Consider the following 15,693-nt stretch of genomic DNA (forward strand, 5'->3'; position numbering starts at 1 on the left):
CGCCCATGACAACGCGACACCTTTACCTTGCCCGCCACGGCGCGGCCGACGCGTTCGGGGAGCTCACCGGCATCGGGCGGCGGCAGTCGGGCCTGCTCGGCGAACGGCTCGCCGGCCTACCGGTCGACGCCGTGTGGCACTCTCCGCTGCCACGCGCCGCGGCGAGCGCGTACGAACTCGCCCGGCATCTCCCGAACGTGCCCGTGGCCGAGGCCGCCGAACTCATCGACCACGTGCCCTACGTTCCCAGTCCGGCCGAAACACCCCCGTCCTGGGCCGGCTTCTTCGACGGCTACGACGACACCGAGGCGGCCTCGGGCCAAAGGCTGGCCGAGGCGCTGGTCGCCCGGTTCGCGAAGGTCCCCGGCACGACCGCCCAAGCCGACACGCACGAGATCCTGGTGACGCACGCCTATCCGATCGCGTGGCTGCTGCGGCACGCACTGGACGCGCCGCCGGCCCGGTGGCTCGGACTGAACAGCGCCAACACCGCACTGACGGTCATCGAGTACCGCGACCGCCTGCCGCCCACGATCGTGATGTTCAACGACATGAGCCACCTCCCGGCCGATCTGCGCTGGACCGGGTTCCCTAAGGGGATGCGGCCGTGAGCCCAAGTTCCCGCATGACGAACGCCAGCCAGAAGCTCTGCTGCTGAACGATCGTGCTCCAGTTCGTCCCACCGTGTCCCGCGTCGGACCAGACGCGCAGCAGGATCGGATGGGAGGAGGTGGTGGCGGCCTGCGTTCTGGCGGCGAACTTGCGGGAGTGCCAGGCAGGGCAGCGGGGGTCGTTGGCGCCCGCGTCCAGCAGGATCGCCGGGTAGGCCGTGCCCGGTTTCACGTTGTGGTAGGGGGAGTAGGCCATGAGCACGGGCGCGTCGGCCGGGTCGTTGGGGTTGCCGTACTCGGAGAGGGTGGCGGCGGTGCCCACCGGGTCGCGGGCGACGCGCATCAGGTCCAGCTTGGGGGCGCCGCAGACGACCGCCCGCCACAGTTGCGGCCGTTGGGTCACGGCCGCGGCGGTGAGCAGGCCGCCGTTCGAGGCGCCCTGGATCGCCAGCCGGTCGGGGGTGGTGACCCCGTCGGCGATCAGCTGCTCGGCGATCGCGTACAGGTCGTCGAAGGTGTTCTGCTTGGCGTGCAGCCGCCCGCCCTCCCACCACTGCAGGCCGAACTCCCCGCCGCCGCGTACGTGGGCGTGCGCGTAGATCCCGCCCGCCTCCACGAACGCCGCCAAAGGGCCGAGATAGGACGCCAGAACGGCGACGTTGAAACCGCCGTACCCCTGGATCAGGGTCGGCTGCGGGCGCGAACGGTCCAGGTCGGCGCGGTGGACCAGGGTGCAGGGCACGCGGGTGCCGTCGGCCGACGTGGCCCACACGCGGGTGGTGACCATCCCGGTCAGGGTGTGACCCGACCCCTGCAGGGCGGTCAACGTCCCCGATTCCAGCTCATAGTGGTAGACCGTGGGGGATTGGGTGTAGGAGGTGTAGCCGAAGGTGATCGCGTCCTCGCAGCCCACCACCTGGTCCATCACGCCCAGCGCGACGACTCCCTGGGCGATGGAGCTGACCGAGCCCTGGCCGGGCAGCGGGACCTCCCCGAGGTCCGCGCCGTCCAGGCCGAGGATCCGGACGCGGGAGACGGTGTCCACCAGCTCGCCGAGTACCAGCCGGTCGCCGACCAGGGTCACACCGGTGAGTACGGCGTCGCCGCCGGGCACCAGCTCGGTCCAGGTGGCGGGGTCGCCGGGGCTGTCCAGCGGGATGCGGACCAGGCGGCCGCGCGGGGCGCCCGCCGTGGTGACGGCCACGTAGGAGCCGTCGACGAGGACGCCCTTGTACAGATGCTCGGCGTCGGTGATGAACTCGCGCCACTCCCACGGTTCGTCCAGGCGGGCGATGAAGTGCGGCCGGGGCCGCAGATGGTCGACCTGGAGCAGCGCCCAGCGCCCATCCCGGGAGATCTTGGGGATGGCGAACATGTGCGGGATGTCCAACGGCTCGGGCTCGGCGGGCGCCGGCTGCCCCAGCCGGTGGAAGAACAGCCGCCACCGTAACGCCGCCGCTCCTGCCTCGTTGGCCATGTAGAAGAAGCCGCTGCCGTCCGGGAGCCAGGCCACCAGGCCCGGTCGCTGCTGCGGTACGCCGTCCAGCAGCACCTTCCCGGTGTCGATCTCGATCACCTTGAGCGCCGGCAACTCCTGGCCCCCCGCGTCCAGGGAGTACGCCAGCAGGCTGCCGTCTGGTGAGGGCTGCGGGCTCATCCGCAGCGGCGTACCGTCGGACATCTCGTTGAGGTCGATCACCATGCGCCATGGACCGGTGGGAGCGTCCGCCGTCTCGAAGACCATCAGCTCCCGTCCGTCGGGAATGCGGCCGCGGAACCACCGCGGCCCGTATCGCACCGGGACCACCAGGTTGCGGGCGTCCATCTGCTCGACCAGGTCCCCGACGCGGGCCGCGAGCGCCTCATGATGCGGCCAGCCGTGCACGTAGGACCGGGCCAGCTCGTCCTGGGCCCGCTGCCAGGCCGCCACGCCCTCCCCGTCGTCCTCCTCCAGCCATTGGTAGGGGTCGTCGAAGACCAGCCCACCCACCTCGTTGCGCTCCGGCCGTACCGGTGCCTCGGGATAGCGCATCCTCGCGTCACCCTCCTGATTCGTGTTCGTCGCGCGCCTTACGGACGCGCTCGAAGTAGCTCATGATGGCGGGCAGGTCGCCCGCGTCCAGCCAGTCGATCTGGCGGCTGATCTCCTCGCTGATCCCGGCGCTGTTGTCGCGCCAGAACGCCATTCCGGCGGCCTGGGCCCGCTGGTCGACCTGTTGGTCACCGCTCTGGAGCGCGGTCGCCAGCGCCTCCCAGCGCGCAGCCACCTCCCGCACCCGCGGGTCGTCTACGGGGGTGTCCGCCAGCACGTGCTCCCGGGCCTCCCGGAGGAGGACGAGCCACTCGGCCCGGAAGCGCTCCATCGCGTCCTCACCGAGCTGCATCCGGCGTTTGGCCAGGTCGTCGCGTACCTCCTGGCCGAAGTAGCTCTCGTACACCGAGATCATTTCGAGGGTGGTCATGAACTGCTCGGGGTCGGGCATGACCGATTGGTCGAGCAGTCCCGCCAGCCCGCCGAGCCGCTGCTTCAGCTGCCCTATCCGGGCGACTTGCAGGTCCAGTTCGGCCAGCTGGGCGGCGAGCAGGCCGCGCATGGCCGTCAGGTCGTCCACCGGCCGCGCGAGGACGTTCGCGATCTCCTCCAGCGACAGTCCCAGCCCGCGCAGGGCGCGTACGCGATACAGCTGCCGCAGATCGGCCCCGGTGTAGCGGCGGTGGCCCGACGCGGTCCGCTCGCCGGCCTGGACCAGGCCGATCTCGTCATAGTGGTAGAGCGTGCGGATGGTGACACCGGTGGCCTTGGCCAGTTCCCCGATGGTCCATCGACGCTCGTCGCCGTCGTTTCCGGTCACGGACACGACGGTAAGACCTCCCGCCACGGGAGGTTCAAGCTGGTTACCCTGAGAATCATGGTCGCGTTATCCGCCGTCGCCGGCCGGGCGTCCCTGTGGTGATCGGGCTCTCGCGCTGGGATCGTGCCTCGGCTGCTCTGCCGTACCTGTTCATCCTGCTTCCGGCGGTGTTCGCCCTGCTGCGGGAGTGGCGGCCGGAAGTGCTGGTCCTGGCGGTGTTCGCCGCGGCGTGGCACTGGTTCATGGTCGCCTCGCGCTTCGCCCGGATCGAGCGGCCGGTGGCGGGGATCGGCTACTTCGTCGTGCTGCTCGCCGTCATCGGGGTGCTGGTCGGCCTCGACTCGCTGTTCTTCGTGACCGGTGTCGGCGCCTTCATCCAGGCGTTCAGCGTGCTGCCCGGATGGTGGGCGTACGCGGGGGTGGTCGCGACGGCCGCCGTGCTGGTCGCCGGACGCGGGCGGACCCCGAGCGAGCTGATCTTCTCCTTCCTCGTCGCGGTGCTGGTCGCCTCCGCGGCCGGCCTGCTGAACCGCACCATCTCCGCGCAGAACGAGCAGCGCAAGGTGATGATCGCGCAGTTGGAGGAGACCGGCGCCAAGCTGGCCGCGCTCGCCGAGGAGAACGCCGGCCTGCAGGCCCAGCTCCTGGTCCGGGCTCGGGAGGCCGGCGTGCTGGGGGAGCGGCAGCGGATGGCCAGGGAGATCCACGACACCCTCGCGCAGGGGCTGACCGCCATCCTCACCCAGCTCGAAGCCGCCGACAGGGTGATCGAGGACGCGCCCGCCGCCCGCTCGCGCCTGGACACGGTGCGCGCCATGGCCAGAGAGAGCCTGAACGAGGCCCGCCGCTCGGTTCAGGCGCTGCGTCCGGCGTCGCTGGGCGAGGCCCAGCTCGCCGCCGCCCTGCGTGACGTCGCGGCGAAATGGACGCAGACCACCGGCGTGCCCGTCCTCGTGTCGGTCACCGGTGATCAGCTGCCGCTGCACGCGGAGGTGGAGCTCACCTTGCTGCGGGTGGCGCAGGAGGCGCTGGCCAACGTCGGCAAGCACGCCTCGGCCGGCCGGGTCGGTCTCACCTTGTCGTACATGGAGGATGTGGTGGTGCTGGACGTACGGGATGACGGCTCCGGCTTCACCCCCGGGGCGACTGATCCCTCGAAGGAGGGCGGTTTCGGGCTCATCGCGATGCGGCAACGGGTCACCCGGCTGGCCGGTGACTTCCAGGTCGAGACGGCCCCCGGTCAGGGGACGGGGATCTCCGCCACCGTTCCGGCGATTCCCGCGACTGCCTCATGAACCCACCTATTCGCCTGATCATCGTGGATGATCATCCAGTCGTCCGCGACGGGCTGCGCGGGATCTTCGCCGATGACGACGCCTTCGAGGTCGTCGGCGAGGCGGCCGACGGGCCGGAAGCGCTCGTCGTGGCCATGCGGACCGACCCCGACGTCGTGCTCATGGATCTGCGCATGCCGAAGATGAGCGGCGCCGAGGTCATCCGCCGGCTACGCGAACAGGCACCCGCCGTCCGCGTCCTGGTGCTGACCACCTTCGACGACGACGCCGACGTCCTGCCCGCGATGCGGGAGGGCGCCACCGGCTATCTGCTCAAGGACACCCCCCGAACCGAGCTGCGCCGGGCCGTGCAGGCCGCGGCGCGTGGTGAGACGGTGCTGTCCCCTTCCGTGGCCGGCGTGCTGACGCCCCGAGCGCAGCCGCCGCGACAGCAGCCGCTGAGCCGCCGCGAACTCGAACTGCTCGGGCTCATCGCCCGGGGCGCCACCAATCGTGAGATCGCCGCCAAACTGTTCATCACCGAGGCGACGGTGAAGACGCATCTGCTGCATGTCTTCGCCAAGCTCAAGGTGAACGACCGGGCGGCCGCGGTCGCGGCGGCGTACGAGAACGGCCTGCTCAAGCCGAGCAACCGAGGCTGAGGCAGGCGCTCGCGGTCAGCGCCCCGCTGGTGTGATGGTGGAGATCCGCGTGGCGAGTTCGGCCAGGTGCGCGAGTGAGGAGTCGGCGGCGGCATCGGGGACGGCGACGATGACGTGGTCGATGCCCAGAGCGGCGAGGTCGCCGCAGCGCTGGACGCTCTCCTCGATGCTCTGCCCGTCAGGCACCCGCATGTGGAGGGTCTTCTCGATCTCCTCGTAGGGCCGGCCCAGCCGCTCGCAGTGCGCGCGCAGCACGCCGAGCTTGTGCCGTACGTCGGCGCCATCCAGGAAGTTGCAGGCGTCGGCGTACTCGGCGACCAGCCGGAGCGTCTTCTTCTCCCCGCTGCCGCCGATCAGGATCGGCGGACGCGCCTGCGGGGCGTTGAGCGTACGTTCCAGCCGGTAATGTCGGCCCTCGTAAGGCTTGTCCTCCTCGCTCCACATCTGCCGGGCGATCTGGAGCGTCTCCTCCAGCCGCTCGAACCGCTCGGCCGGCGAAGGGAAGCGCAGGCCGAGCCCGCGGGCCTCCGACTCGTACCAGCCGGCGCCGATGCCGAGGACGGCGCGACCGCCCGAGAGTGCGTCCAGGGTGCTGACCTGCTTCACCAGCAGTCCTGGTTCACGGTAGACGGCGCCGGTTACCAGGGTGCCCAGCGTGACCCGGCTGGTGAGGGCGGCGGCGTAGGACAGCGCGCCGTACGCCTCCAGCATCGGATCCTCCACGGCGCCGAAGTTGGGGATCTGGAAGAAATGGTCCATCACCCACAGACTGTGCAGTCCCGCTTCGTCGGCGCCGCGGGCGACGGCCGCGAACCGCCCGGAGATGGCGGAATCACCGCCGGGCCAGGTGAAACGTGGGCAGGTCAGACCGAGCTTCATCGATACTCCTTGATCGGGTGGCATGCCGCCGCAGGGTGACGCGTCACTGCGGGCATGAAAAAACCCTCTCGCCTGGGTCGCTGGACCCGAGGCCGAGAGGGCGTCGTGGGAGTAATTATCTCACGCCCCGCAGGCCGCATGGGGCACCATGCGGCCGACATTTCCGGCTATGGCACCATCGCGTTATGCCGATCGACCAGCACCTACTCCTCGCTTTCACCGTGACCACGATCGTCGCCATGATCACTCCGGGGCCCGACATGCTGTTCATCCTGGGCTGTGGGATGCGGGGCGGTCCGCGCGCCGGCCTGCTCGCCACGGCCGGGGTGGCGACGAGCGAGGCCGTGCACATCGCCGTGGCGGCCGCGGGACTGGCCGCGCTCTTCGCGGCGGTGCCGGTCGCCTTCACGGTGGTACGGATCGCCGGCGCCGCGTACCTGATCTACCTCGGCGTGCAGACCCTTCGCCGCAGCAAGGCCGGTCATGATGAGATGCCCGTCGTCGGCGAAGGGATGCCGGGCCGGCGGGCGTATCTCAACGGCTTGTTGACCAACCTGCTGAACCCGAAGATGGTCACCTTCACGATCGCCTTCCTTCCCCAGTTCATCAACCCGCGGCTGGGTCAGGTCTGGCTGCAGTTCGCCATCCTCGGCGCCATTCTGATCGTGTTGGAGTTCCTGGTCGACGGCCTGGTCGGAGTGCTGGCGGGACGGATCGGAGGATGGCTGCGTCGCCGGCACGCCGCGCGCCGCCGGCTCGACATCGCGACGGGGAGCATCTTCATCGGGCTGGGAGTACGGCTGGCCGCCGAGAAGTGAAGCGCCGAATTAGACAAGACTATGCAGACCGGTCTATTTTCTAGAGGGTGGCGATCAAAGGCGATGAGACGCGGGCCCGGCTGATCGAGGCGGCTCGGACGCTCGTGGAGGCGAAGGGCTACCACGGCACCGGGCTCAATGAGGTGCTCGCGGTGGCCGGCGCCCCTCGGGGTTCGCTTTATCATCACTTCCCCGGCGGCAAGGACCAGCTGGTCGGCGAGGCCCTCGCCGCCGCGGGCCGGGAGGTCGACGGCATGGTCGAAGGGCTGGCCGCGACGGCTTCCACCGCTCGCGATCTCATTCAGGCCCTGTTGGACGGGCTGGCCGACCGGATGGTGGCGGCCGGCTACGCCAAGGGCTGCCCGGTGGCGACCGTCGCCCTGGAGGTCGCCGCGACCAACGACGACCTCCAGCCGATCTGCGGCGGCATCTACGCGGGCTGGCAGCGGGCGCTGGCCGATGCCCTGCGGGCCGACGGTCACGACGCGGAGGAGTCGGACGAGCTCGCGGCGACAGTGCTCGCCCTGATCGAAGGCGCGCTGGTGCTGGCTCGCGCCGGCCGCAGCCGGATCCCCATCGAGCGGACCGGCCGCCGCATCGCCAAGCTGCTCGGCACTGGCTGACCAGCGCAGGGGGTGCCGGCGCCTTTTTTCTGCTCACAGATTATGTAGATCGGTCTAGAGAGGAATGGGAATGGAAGAGACGGACGCCGTGGTGTTCGGCGCGAACGGCTTCATCGGCAGGTGGACGGTGCTGCACCTGCTGGAGCAGGGCCGGACGATCGCGGCCGTTCTCCGCGAACCGGTGCAGAGCCGCGCGGGCGAACTGCGCGCCTGGCTACAAGATCACGGCGTGAGTGCCGAACGGCTCGTGGTCGTGGCCGGTGATCTCACGGCCGGTACGGGCCTGGGGCTGAGCGGGGCGGACGACGAGCGGCTGGCCGGCGTACGGGAGGTCTTCAACACCGCCGCCGTCTACCGGTTCGGGCTGCGGCGCGAGGAGGCCAGGACGGTCAACGTCGAAGGCGCCCTGAACGTGCTGCGCTGGGCCGCGACCCGGACCGGCCTGCGCAGGCTGGTCCACGTGTCGGGCTACCGGGTCGGGCTGGACCCGGTGGCGCGGTATCCGCTCCCGGAGGCCGAACTGGTGAAGCTCTACCGAAGCAAGGGTGCCTATGAAGGCTCCAAGACCGAGGGGGACGCGGCCGTACGGGTCATCGCGGCGCAGTTGGGGGTTCCGCTGACCGTGGTGAATCCGAGCACCGTGATCGGCCACTCCACCACGGGCGAGGCCGGCCAGTACATCGGCCTGGCCGAACTGGTCCGCGACCTGTGGATGGGTAAGCTTCCGGCGCTGCCGGGCACCGCCCGTACGTTCGTGCCCGTGGTGAGCGTGGATCATTTCGCGAAGTTCATGGCCGCCATTCCCGACCACGACCCGGAGCCCGGCGGCCTGCACTGGGTGCTCGACGAGAACACCCCGGACCTGCCCGACCTGGTGCGCCTGCTCGGCGGCCACCTGGGCGTACCCGCGCCGAGGACCCTCGTACCGGTGTCCCTGATCCGCCGCCTGCCCGCCGCGCTGACCGGAGCCAACCCCGAGACCCTGGCCTTCCTGACCGAGGACCGGTACGACACGGTCTCAGCCGAGAAGGTCGCCGAGGCCGCGGGGCTCCGGCAGCCACCCGTCGAGACCGCGCTGCGCCGCTGGGCCGATCGGCTGGTGGCGGAGAGGTTCGGGACGGCCCCGGGCGGGCTTCCCGGCGGCTTCCACGACGTCGGCGGATCCCGGACCTATGTCGCCGGCGACAGGACCTCGCCCGGCTTCGTCCTCCTGCACGGGCTTCCCCTCGACGGCGAGTCCTGGCAGGGAGTGCTCGGCGAACTGGACGAAGCACCCGCCCTCGTCGCCGATCTGCCGGGACTCGGCCGTTCCGCGCCCACGGCTGCCACCTCGCTGGACTGGCTCACCGATCTGCTGGCGCCCGTACGAACCCGGCCCGTCATCGTCGCCCACTCGGCGGCCACCGCACCGGCGCTCCGCTATGCCGCCGCTCATCCCGAACGCGTCTCGGCCCTGCTCCTCGTCTCGCCCTATTTCCTCCAGGAGGAGGCTTCGTGGCTGCTCCGTACACCGATGCTCGCCGCGCCACTCCTGAAGAGGATCTCCACCGACCGGCTCGCGACCTCACTCCTGGGCACGAGCGGCGGCGTTCCCTCAGACGAGGCCCGTCGGGCCATCGCGAGCGCCGCCGCCCAACTACACCGGCCCGGCGTCGCCCGTCGTACGGCCCAGTGGCTGCGGGCCGCGTACCAGCCCACAGAACGCGCCGCCCTCCAAGCCCTGCTGGGCGGAACCGTCTCAGTCCCGGTCCACATCGTGGCCGGACAGCTGGATCCGCTGGTCGGCGAGCCCGGCCCGGCCACTGTCACGACCGTCCCCGGGACCGGGCACCATCCGCACCTCACTCACCCCGCCACCATCGCCGCGATCATGCGGCGCATGGCCGGCGCATCGACCCGGAGCCCACGGTAAGGGCCCGGAATCAGTGCTCCTCGGCCGCCGGCTCCAGAACGAAGAGCGGGATCTCCCGGTCCGTCTTCTTCTGGTAGTCGGCATAGTCCGGGTACGCCTCGACGGCGCGAGCCCACCACACGGCCTTCTCGTCCCCGGTCACCTCGCGTGCCAGCATGTCCTGGCGCACCGGGCCGTCCTGAAGCTCCACCCGGGGGTCGGCCACCACGTTGTAGTACCAGACCGGGTGCTTGGGGGCGCCTCCCAAGGAGGCGACCACGGCGTAGGAGCCGTCGTGCTCCACCCGCATGAGCGGGGACTTGCGGATCTTGCCGCTCTTCGCGCCCAGGGTGGTCAGGATGACGACAGGCAGGTCCCGCCGCCGCACGTCTTCCGAACCGACCAGGCTGCCGAGCGTCGTTCCTTCCGTACCACCGGAGCTTTCGTACAGTTCCACCTGGTCACGTACGAACTGCGCCGTGCTCGGCTCGTACTCGCCTTTGAGTGGCATGTCGCCCATCTCCACGCTGTCGACGAATCTTTGCTCCGCGCAACACAGAGAGCGGGCACGATCATTCCCGGTCACGCGTCCCAGGTGACCGGGAGGCTCTTGACCCCGTAGATGTCCGCGGCCTCCGGGCGCAGGGCGACCTCGTCGGCCGGCACGGCCAGGCGCAGGGTGGGGAAGCGGTTGAGCAGCGCGGGGAAGGCGACGCGCATCTCGACGCGGGCCAGTTGCTGGCCCAGGCACTGGTGGATGCCGTGGCTGAAGGCCAGGTGCCCGCCGTCCTGCCTGCGCAGGTTGAGCGCTTGGGGGTCGGTGAAGCGTTCGGGGTCGCGGTTGGCGGTGTTGAGAGACAGGATGACCGTCGTACCGGCCTTGATGGTGTGGCCGCCCAGCTCGACGTCCTCCAGCGCGACCCTCTGGAACTGCTTGGCAACGCTCAGATAGCGCAGCAGCTCCTCGACGGCCCCTTCGGTGAGCGCGGGGTCGGCGCGCAGCGCGGCCAGCTGCTCCGGGTTCCGCAGCAGCGCGAAGGTGCCCAGCGCGAGCATGTTCGCGGTGGTGTCGAACCCGGCCGACAGCAGGATCAAGGCCATCCCTTTCAGTTCCTCGTCGGTGAGGTCGCTGTCGAGCAGGTCGCTGAGCACGTCGTCGGTGGGGTTGGCGCGTTTGGCGGCCACCAGTTCCGCGAGGTAGCTCTGGGTCGCGGTGTAGGCCGCGAACTGGTCCTCGTCGCTCACCTCCCCGCCGAGGAACTTGTCGATGTTGTCCTGGAAGGAGCCCCGGTCCTCGTACGGCACCCCGAGCAGCTCACAGATGATGATGGCGGGGATGGGCTTGGCGAACGCGGTCACCAGGTCCGCCGACGGCCCGGCCTTCTCCATCGCGTCCAGGTGCTCGGCGGTGACCTGCTCGACGCGCTCGGTGAGCAGCCGCATCCGCCGTACGGTGAACTTGCCCACCAGGGGTTTGCGGTAGCGGCCGTGCTGCGGCTCGTCCATGAGCAGGAACTCACCCGGCGGCGCCGGCGGGACCTCGAAGCCGCCGTAGTCGATGGTCGGGTGGTGGCCCATGAGCTCCTTGCGCGAGCTGAACCGCGAGTCGGCCAGGACCGACCGGACCAGGTCGAAGCCGGTGACCAGCCAGCCCTGATGTCCGTCGGCGAAGGGGAAGTGGCTGATCGGGCTCTGCTCGCGGGCCTGGATCAGCTCTTTGGGCGGGTCAAAGGGACAGCCGGGCTGACGCGTGGCCGGCATCGTGGTGACGGTGTGTTCCATGGCATTCACCATCGCCGACCGCCCTGATATGGGGCCGTCGCCATGCTGACACGGCCGCTGACATGACACGGCACAATGTCTGATGTGCGAGTTGAATTGCTTGGACCGTTCGAGGTTCGCAACCACGATGGGGTCGTGGCGGAGGTTCCCGGGATTCGGCTGCGCGCGCTGCTGGCCGCACTCGCCCTCGAACCGGGCCGGATCGTCACGCGTGCGAGGCTGGTGGACTGGATCTGGGGGCAACAGCCGCCCGCGGACGAAGTGAATGCCTTGCAGGCGTTGGTGTCCAGGCTGCGCAGGGCGTTGCCTGACGGCGTCATCGAGGCGAGCTCCGGCGGATACCGGCTGGCCGTGGCTCCTGATGCCGTGGACGTGTCTCGGTTCGAGCACCTGGTCGGTCAGGCCCGTGCCGCCGAGCCCGCCGCGCGGGCGGATCTGCTGCGCGCGGCCTTGGCACTGTGGCGCGGTTCGGCCATGGCGGACATCGCACTGCGAGACAGCGATGCGTTCGACGCCGCGGTCGCGCGTCTGGACGACCTCTACGTCGCCGTGCTCGGCGATCGGGTGGATGCGGACATTCGCCTCGGCCGTGGCTCGGAATTGGTCTCCGAGCTGACCGAGCTGGTTGCCACGTACCCACTGCGAGAGGGGTTCGTGGCGGCCTTGATGCGAGCGCTCGCCGAGGCGGGGCGTGGCAACGAGGCGTTGACCGTCTACCAGCGGACGCGCGAGCGGCTCGCTGAGGAGTTGGGCGCCGATCCGTCGGCCGAGCTCTCCGCGCTGCACACCGCGCTGCTGCGGGGTGAGCTGGGCGAGCGGGCGGAGAACCGCAGGACGAACCTGCGCGCCGAGCTGACGAGTTTCGTCGGCAAGGACGATGACATCGCCGCGGTCGCCGTTCTGGCCATCGGGCACCGACTGGTCACCTTGACGGGCGCGGGTGGCTCCGGCAAGACGAGGCTGGCCACGGAGACCGCGCGGACGATGCTCACCGAGCTGCCGGATGGGGCGTGGCTGGTCGAACTGGCCTCGGTGGGGGCAGGCGGCGATCTGGCGCAGGCCGCCCTTACCGCGCTCGGCCTGCGTGACCAGCCATTGCTCGGTGGTGCGCGGGACGGGGAGCCGATGGATCGGCTCATCGCCGCGGTCCGGGAGCGCACGATGTTGCTGATCCTGGACAACTGCGAGCACGTGATCGAGGCGGCCGCCGCTTTCGCGGACCGGCTTCTGGGGGAGTGCCGGAGGCTGCGGATCCTGGCCACGAGCAGGGAGCCACTCGGCATCACCGGGGAGGTGCTGTGGCAGGTCGAGCCGCTCGCGCTGCCCGCGCAGGGAGCGGACCCCGCCGAGGTCGGGTCCTCGCCGGCGGTGCGACTGCTGCGGGACCGCGCGGATCTGGTGCGCAAGGACATCGGCTCCGACGCGCACGCCTTGTCGGGCATGGCGCGGATCTGCCGGGCGCTCGACGGGGTGCCGCTGGCGATCGAGCTGGCCGCGGCACGGCTGCGCACCATGTCCGTCGATCAGCTGGCACATCGGCTCGATGACCGGTTCCGGCTGCTGACCAGCGGCAGCCGTACGGCGCTTCCCCGGCACAAGACGCTGCGCGCGGTCGTGGACTGGAGCTGGGATCTGTTGACCGAGGCCGAACGCGGCGTGCTGCGGCGGCTCTCGGTGTTCGCCGGCGGGGCGAGCCTGGAAGCGGCCGAACGGGTGTGCGGGGACGAGGCACTCGCCGGGGAACAGCTTTTCGACGTGCTGACCGCGTTGATCGAGAAGTCGCTTCTCCTCGCCGACGGCGAGGGCATGCCGCGCTACCGGATGCTCAACACCATCAGGGAGTACGCGGCGCACCGGCTGGCCGAAGCCGGGGAGACCGAGCCGGCGCGCCAGGCGTACCTTGCCTACTTCACCGAGCTGGCCGAGACGGCCGATCCGCACCTGCGCCGGGCCGAGCAACTGGAGTGGCTGTCCAGGCTCGAGGCCGAGCACGACAACATCAGTGCGGCCCTGCGCGGGGCGATCTCCGAGGGATGGGCCCAGGAGGCGATGCGGCTGGTCGGGGCCGCGGGCTGGTACTGGTTCCTCAGCGGGCACCGGACCGAGGGCACCGAGTTGAGCATCGCGGCGGCCTCGCTGCAGGGTGAGGTCTCCGATGAGGTGCGGGCGCTGGCGTACACCATCGTGACGGTGTTCCTGACCTCCGGGCCCGGCCGCGATCAGTATCAGGCGGAGGAGTGGATCCACAAGGCGCACCGGCTCACCCAGCGCGGCGGGCATCACCACCAGATGCTCGGGTTCGTCGCGCTGTGGGAGCAACTGCTGCGGGCGCCGACGGACTTCCTGCCCGTGCTCGAGCCGCTCATCACCGACGACGATCCCTGGGTGCGCGCGCAGGCCAGGATCACTCGCGGCCGATTCCGGCTCACGCTCGGCGGCGACGAGACCGACGTGGACATCGACGCCGAGATCGCCCTCGCCGAGTTCCGCACGCTGGGTGACCGGATGGGGATCTCGTTGTCGCTGACCTTCCTGGCCGATCGGCTCGCCATGCGCGGCGAGTTCGCCCGCGCGTGTGAGCACCACGAAGAGGCGGCTGTGGCGCTGACCGAGGTAGGCGCGATCGAGGACGTGGTCGGCCTGCGGGCGCGGCAGGCTCAGCTGTACTGGCTGCTCGGCGACGAGCGATCCAGCGCATCCGCCATGGCCGAAGCGCAGCGGTACGCGGAGGGGATCACCTGGCCGGACACGCTTGCCGACCTGGAGCTTTCGAAGGCGCAGCTGGCGCGCTGGCGCGGCGAGCCGGACAAGGCACATCAGCACCTGGCCATGGTGCGGGCGATGCTGGGCAGCGAGGAACTGAGCGCCTTGGCCCGCGTCAAGGCCGCGAACCTGTCCGGCTACCTCACCGAGGATCTCGACAAGGCCCGCGAGTATCGGACCGAGGCGTTCCGCGCCGCTGTGGAGATGACGTATCCACCGCTGATCGCCGAGATGTTGATCGGGGTCGCGGATCTCGCACTGCGCCAGAAACAGTACGAGCAGGCCGCCCGATTGCTCGCGGGAAGCGACAGCGTGCGCGGTACACCTGATCGTTCGCAGCCGGACGCCTCCAGGATCGCCGCGGACACGCGGAATCGCCTCGGTGAAACCGCGTTCACCGAGGCGACCCGTGACGGACAGCAGCGGGATTGGCGTGAGCTGGCCGAGATCACCCTCGCTTCGTGAACGACGCGCGCGCCCACAGGTAGCCGATCAACGTGATCGCCCGGGCCGTCGCTGTCCTGACGCAGCCGCTGACACGACACCTACAACGTCTCCAGCGGCCGCTTCACCGTACGGGCGTGCCCTTTGCCCCCGTGGGGAACTCCTCGATGCCGAGCACCCGCAGCAGCTCCAGCCGCTCGCGCGTATCGGCGTCCGCCGGGGTGAGCACCAGCAGCTGCTGCCCCTGATCGGGAGTGACCAGGGTCTCGCAGTCCATGGTCAGCCGGCCCACCCGCTCATGCAGCATGGTCTTGCGGTCGGCGCGCCGGACCGCCACCTCGTGCTCGGCCCAGAGCCGGCGGAAGTCGGCGCTCGCGGCCCGCAGACGGTCGACGAGTCCGTCGACCGTGGGGTCGCCGGACCGGCGGCCGGCGGCCGCGCGCAGGTCGGCCACGAGCTGACGGGCCCGATGCTCCTGCTCCTCGGGCGGACAGACGGCGCGGACGGCGGGCTCGGTGAACCAGCGGTACATGATGTAGCGCCGGTCGCCGGAGAAGCCGGTCTGGTCGCCCATCAGCAGGACGGCCGCCCGGTTCTGGGCGAGGACCTCCCCCAGATCGGACAGCACCATGGCCGGGGTGTCGCCGAGCAGGTCGAGCATGCGCATCAGGCCGGCGCGGGCCAGGCGGGCCACCCCGTCGGCGGGCGGCGGCCGGTGGCCTGCCAGGTGGAACAGATGGTCACGCTCGTCGTCGGAGAAGCGCAACGCCCGGGCCAGCGAGCCGAGCAGCTGGGTCGAGGGCTGACTGCTGCGACCCTGCTCAAGGCGTACGACATAGTCCACCGACATGCCGGCGAGCATCGCCACCTCTTCCCGGCGCAGGCCGGCGGTGCGGCGGCGAGGGCCGTCGGCGAGGCCCACCTCGGCCGGACGGATCGCCTCGCGGCGGCGGCGCAGGAAGTCGGCGAGCTGGTCACGTTGCATGGCCACATCCTGCCTCGCGGCCCGTCAGCCGAGCCAGGGAGCGGCTCTCCCATGATGAACGCTCCGCTCCCGCAGGTCCCGGCCCGGGCCCATGGTTGGGGGGACGACA

13 protein-coding genes are annotated in these 15,693 nt (G+C 70.5%); 7 read left to right on the top strand and 6 right to left on the bottom strand.

Annotated features, from left to right (window positions below; translation table 11 throughout):
- Positions 1 to 5: 5 nt before the first annotated feature.
- Positions 6 to 611: a histidine phosphatase family protein gene (locus ACGFNP_RS00335; protein WP_393313070.1), complete on the top strand. Its 606-nt coding sequence runs from the start codon at positions 6 to 8 to the stop codon at positions 609 to 611.
- On the opposite strand, the gene ACGFNP_RS00340 is transcribed toward ACGFNP_RS00335, so the two are convergent.
- Together ACGFNP_RS00340 and ACGFNP_RS00345 are read right to left on the bottom strand one after the other, a co-directional pair.
- Positions 592 to 2,643, bottom strand: a complete 2,052-nt coding sequence (locus tag ACGFNP_RS00340; RefSeq protein WP_393313073.1) for a prolyl oligopeptidase family serine peptidase — start codon at positions 2,641 to 2,643, stop codon at positions 592 to 594. The genes ACGFNP_RS00335 and ACGFNP_RS00340 overlap by 20 nt on opposite strands.
- Positions 2,644 to 2,650: 7 nt before the next feature.
- Positions 2,651 to 3,463, bottom strand: coding sequence for a MerR family transcriptional regulator (locus tag ACGFNP_RS00345; protein ID WP_393313076.1), 813 nt, complete (start codon positions 3,461 to 3,463; stop codon positions 2,651 to 2,653).
- A 98-nt stretch (positions 3,464 to 3,561) separates the two neighbouring features.
- Here ACGFNP_RS00345 and ACGFNP_RS00350 point away from each other — a divergent pair, with 98 nt between their 5' ends.
- Positions 3,562 to 4,758: a sensor histidine kinase gene (locus tag ACGFNP_RS00350; RefSeq protein ID WP_393313079.1), complete on the top strand. Its 1,197-nt coding sequence runs from the start codon at positions 3,562 to 3,564 to the stop codon at positions 4,756 to 4,758.
- A complete protein-coding gene (locus ACGFNP_RS00355) occupies positions 4,755 to 5,399 on the top strand; it encodes a response regulator transcription factor (protein WP_358333411.1) in 645 nt (214 codons plus the stop codon). Before ACGFNP_RS00350 ends, ACGFNP_RS00355 begins: the two co-directional genes overlap by 4 nt.
- Positions 5,400 to 5,414: 15 nt before the next feature.
- On the opposite strand, the gene ACGFNP_RS00360 is transcribed toward ACGFNP_RS00355, so the two are convergent.
- Positions 5,415 to 6,278, bottom strand: coding sequence for an LLM class F420-dependent oxidoreductase (locus ACGFNP_RS00360; RefSeq protein ID WP_358333408.1), 864 nt, complete (start codon positions 6,276 to 6,278; stop codon positions 5,415 to 5,417).
- A gap of 185 nt (positions 6,279 to 6,463) precedes the next feature.
- On the opposite strand from ACGFNP_RS00360, the gene ACGFNP_RS00365 reads away from it, so the two are divergent.
- The 3 genes from ACGFNP_RS00365 (at position 6,464) to ACGFNP_RS00375 (ending at position 9,631) form a co-directional block, all read left to right on the top strand.
- Positions 6,464 to 7,096, top strand: a complete 633-nt coding sequence (locus tag ACGFNP_RS00365) for a LysE family translocator (protein WP_358333405.1) — start codon at positions 6,464 to 6,466, stop codon at positions 7,094 to 7,096.
- Positions 7,097 to 7,143: 47 nt separating this feature from the next.
- Positions 7,144 to 7,719, top strand: coding sequence for a TetR/AcrR family transcriptional regulator (locus ACGFNP_RS00370; RefSeq protein ID WP_393313083.1), 576 nt, complete (start codon positions 7,144 to 7,146; stop codon positions 7,717 to 7,719).
- Positions 7,720 to 7,789: 70 nt separating this feature from the next.
- Positions 7,790 to 9,631, top strand: coding sequence for an alpha/beta fold hydrolase (locus ACGFNP_RS00375; protein WP_393313086.1), 1,842 nt, complete (start codon positions 7,790 to 7,792; stop codon positions 9,629 to 9,631).
- A 10-nt stretch (positions 9,632 to 9,641) separates the two neighbouring features.
- Here ACGFNP_RS00375 and ACGFNP_RS00380 read toward each other — a convergent pair whose 3' ends face one another.
- Entirely contained in the window at positions 9,642 to 10,121 is a 480-nt protein-coding gene (locus ACGFNP_RS00380) for a nitroreductase family deazaflavin-dependent oxidoreductase (RefSeq protein WP_358333397.1), read from the bottom strand.
- A gap of 71 nt (positions 10,122 to 10,192) precedes the next feature.
- A complete protein-coding gene (locus ACGFNP_RS00385) occupies positions 10,193 to 11,392 on the bottom strand; it encodes a cytochrome P450 (RefSeq protein ID WP_393313089.1) in 1,200 nt (399 codons plus the stop codon).
- A 135-nt stretch (positions 11,393 to 11,527) separates the two neighbouring features.
- Between ACGFNP_RS00385 and ACGFNP_RS00390 the strand changes: the two genes are divergently transcribed.
- Positions 11,528 to 14,620, top strand: coding sequence for a BTAD domain-containing putative transcriptional regulator (locus ACGFNP_RS00390; protein WP_393313092.1), 3,093 nt, complete (start codon positions 11,528 to 11,530; stop codon positions 14,618 to 14,620).
- 103 nt (positions 14,621 to 14,723) lie between these two features.
- Here the strand turns inward: ACGFNP_RS00390 and ACGFNP_RS00395 are convergent, their stop codons facing one another.
- On the bottom strand, positions 14,724 to 15,584 hold the full coding sequence (locus ACGFNP_RS00395) for a helix-turn-helix transcriptional regulator (protein ID WP_393313095.1): 861 nt from the start codon (positions 15,582 to 15,584) through the stop codon (positions 14,724 to 14,726).
- Between the last annotated feature and the right edge of the window lie 109 nt (positions 15,585 to 15,693).

Origin of the sequence: Nonomuraea sp. NPDC049269, from assembly GCF_043197155.1 — a bacterium.
Classification (GTDB): Bacteria; Actinomycetota; Actinomycetes; order Streptosporangiales; family Streptosporangiaceae; genus Nonomuraea.

Bases quoted from the DNA above. Each gene is read 5' to 3' on its own strand.
- ACGFNP_RS00335 (WP_393313070.1), top strand. From the start codon at position 6: ATGACAACGCGACACCTTTACCTTGCCCGCCACGGCGCGGCCGACGCG.
- ACGFNP_RS00340 (WP_393313073.1), bottom strand. From the start codon at position 2,643: ATGCGCTATCCCGAGGCACCGGTACGGCCGGAGCGCAACGAGGTGGGT.
- ACGFNP_RS00355 (WP_358333411.1), top strand. From the start codon at position 4,755: ATGAACCCACCTATTCGCCTGATCATCGTGGATGATCATCCAGTCGTC.
- ACGFNP_RS00360 (WP_358333408.1), bottom strand. From the start codon at position 6,278: ATGAAGCTCGGTCTGACCTGCCCACGTTTCACCTGGCCCGGCGGTGAT.
- ACGFNP_RS00365 (WP_358333405.1), top strand. From the start codon at position 6,464: ATGCCGATCGACCAGCACCTACTCCTCGCTTTCACCGTGACCACGATC.
- ACGFNP_RS00375 (WP_393313086.1), top strand. From the start codon at position 7,790: ATGGAAGAGACGGACGCCGTGGTGTTCGGCGCGAACGGCTTCATCGGC.
- ACGFNP_RS00380 (WP_358333397.1), bottom strand. From the start codon at position 10,121: ATGCCACTCAAAGGCGAGTACGAGCCGAGCACGGCGCAGTTCGTACGT.
- ACGFNP_RS00385 (WP_393313089.1), bottom strand. From the start codon at position 11,392: ATGGAACACACCGTCACCACGATGCCGGCCACGCGTCAGCCCGGCTGT.
- ACGFNP_RS00395 (WP_393313095.1), bottom strand. From the start codon at position 15,584: ATGCAACGTGACCAGCTCGCCGACTTCCTGCGCCGCCGCCGCGAGGCG.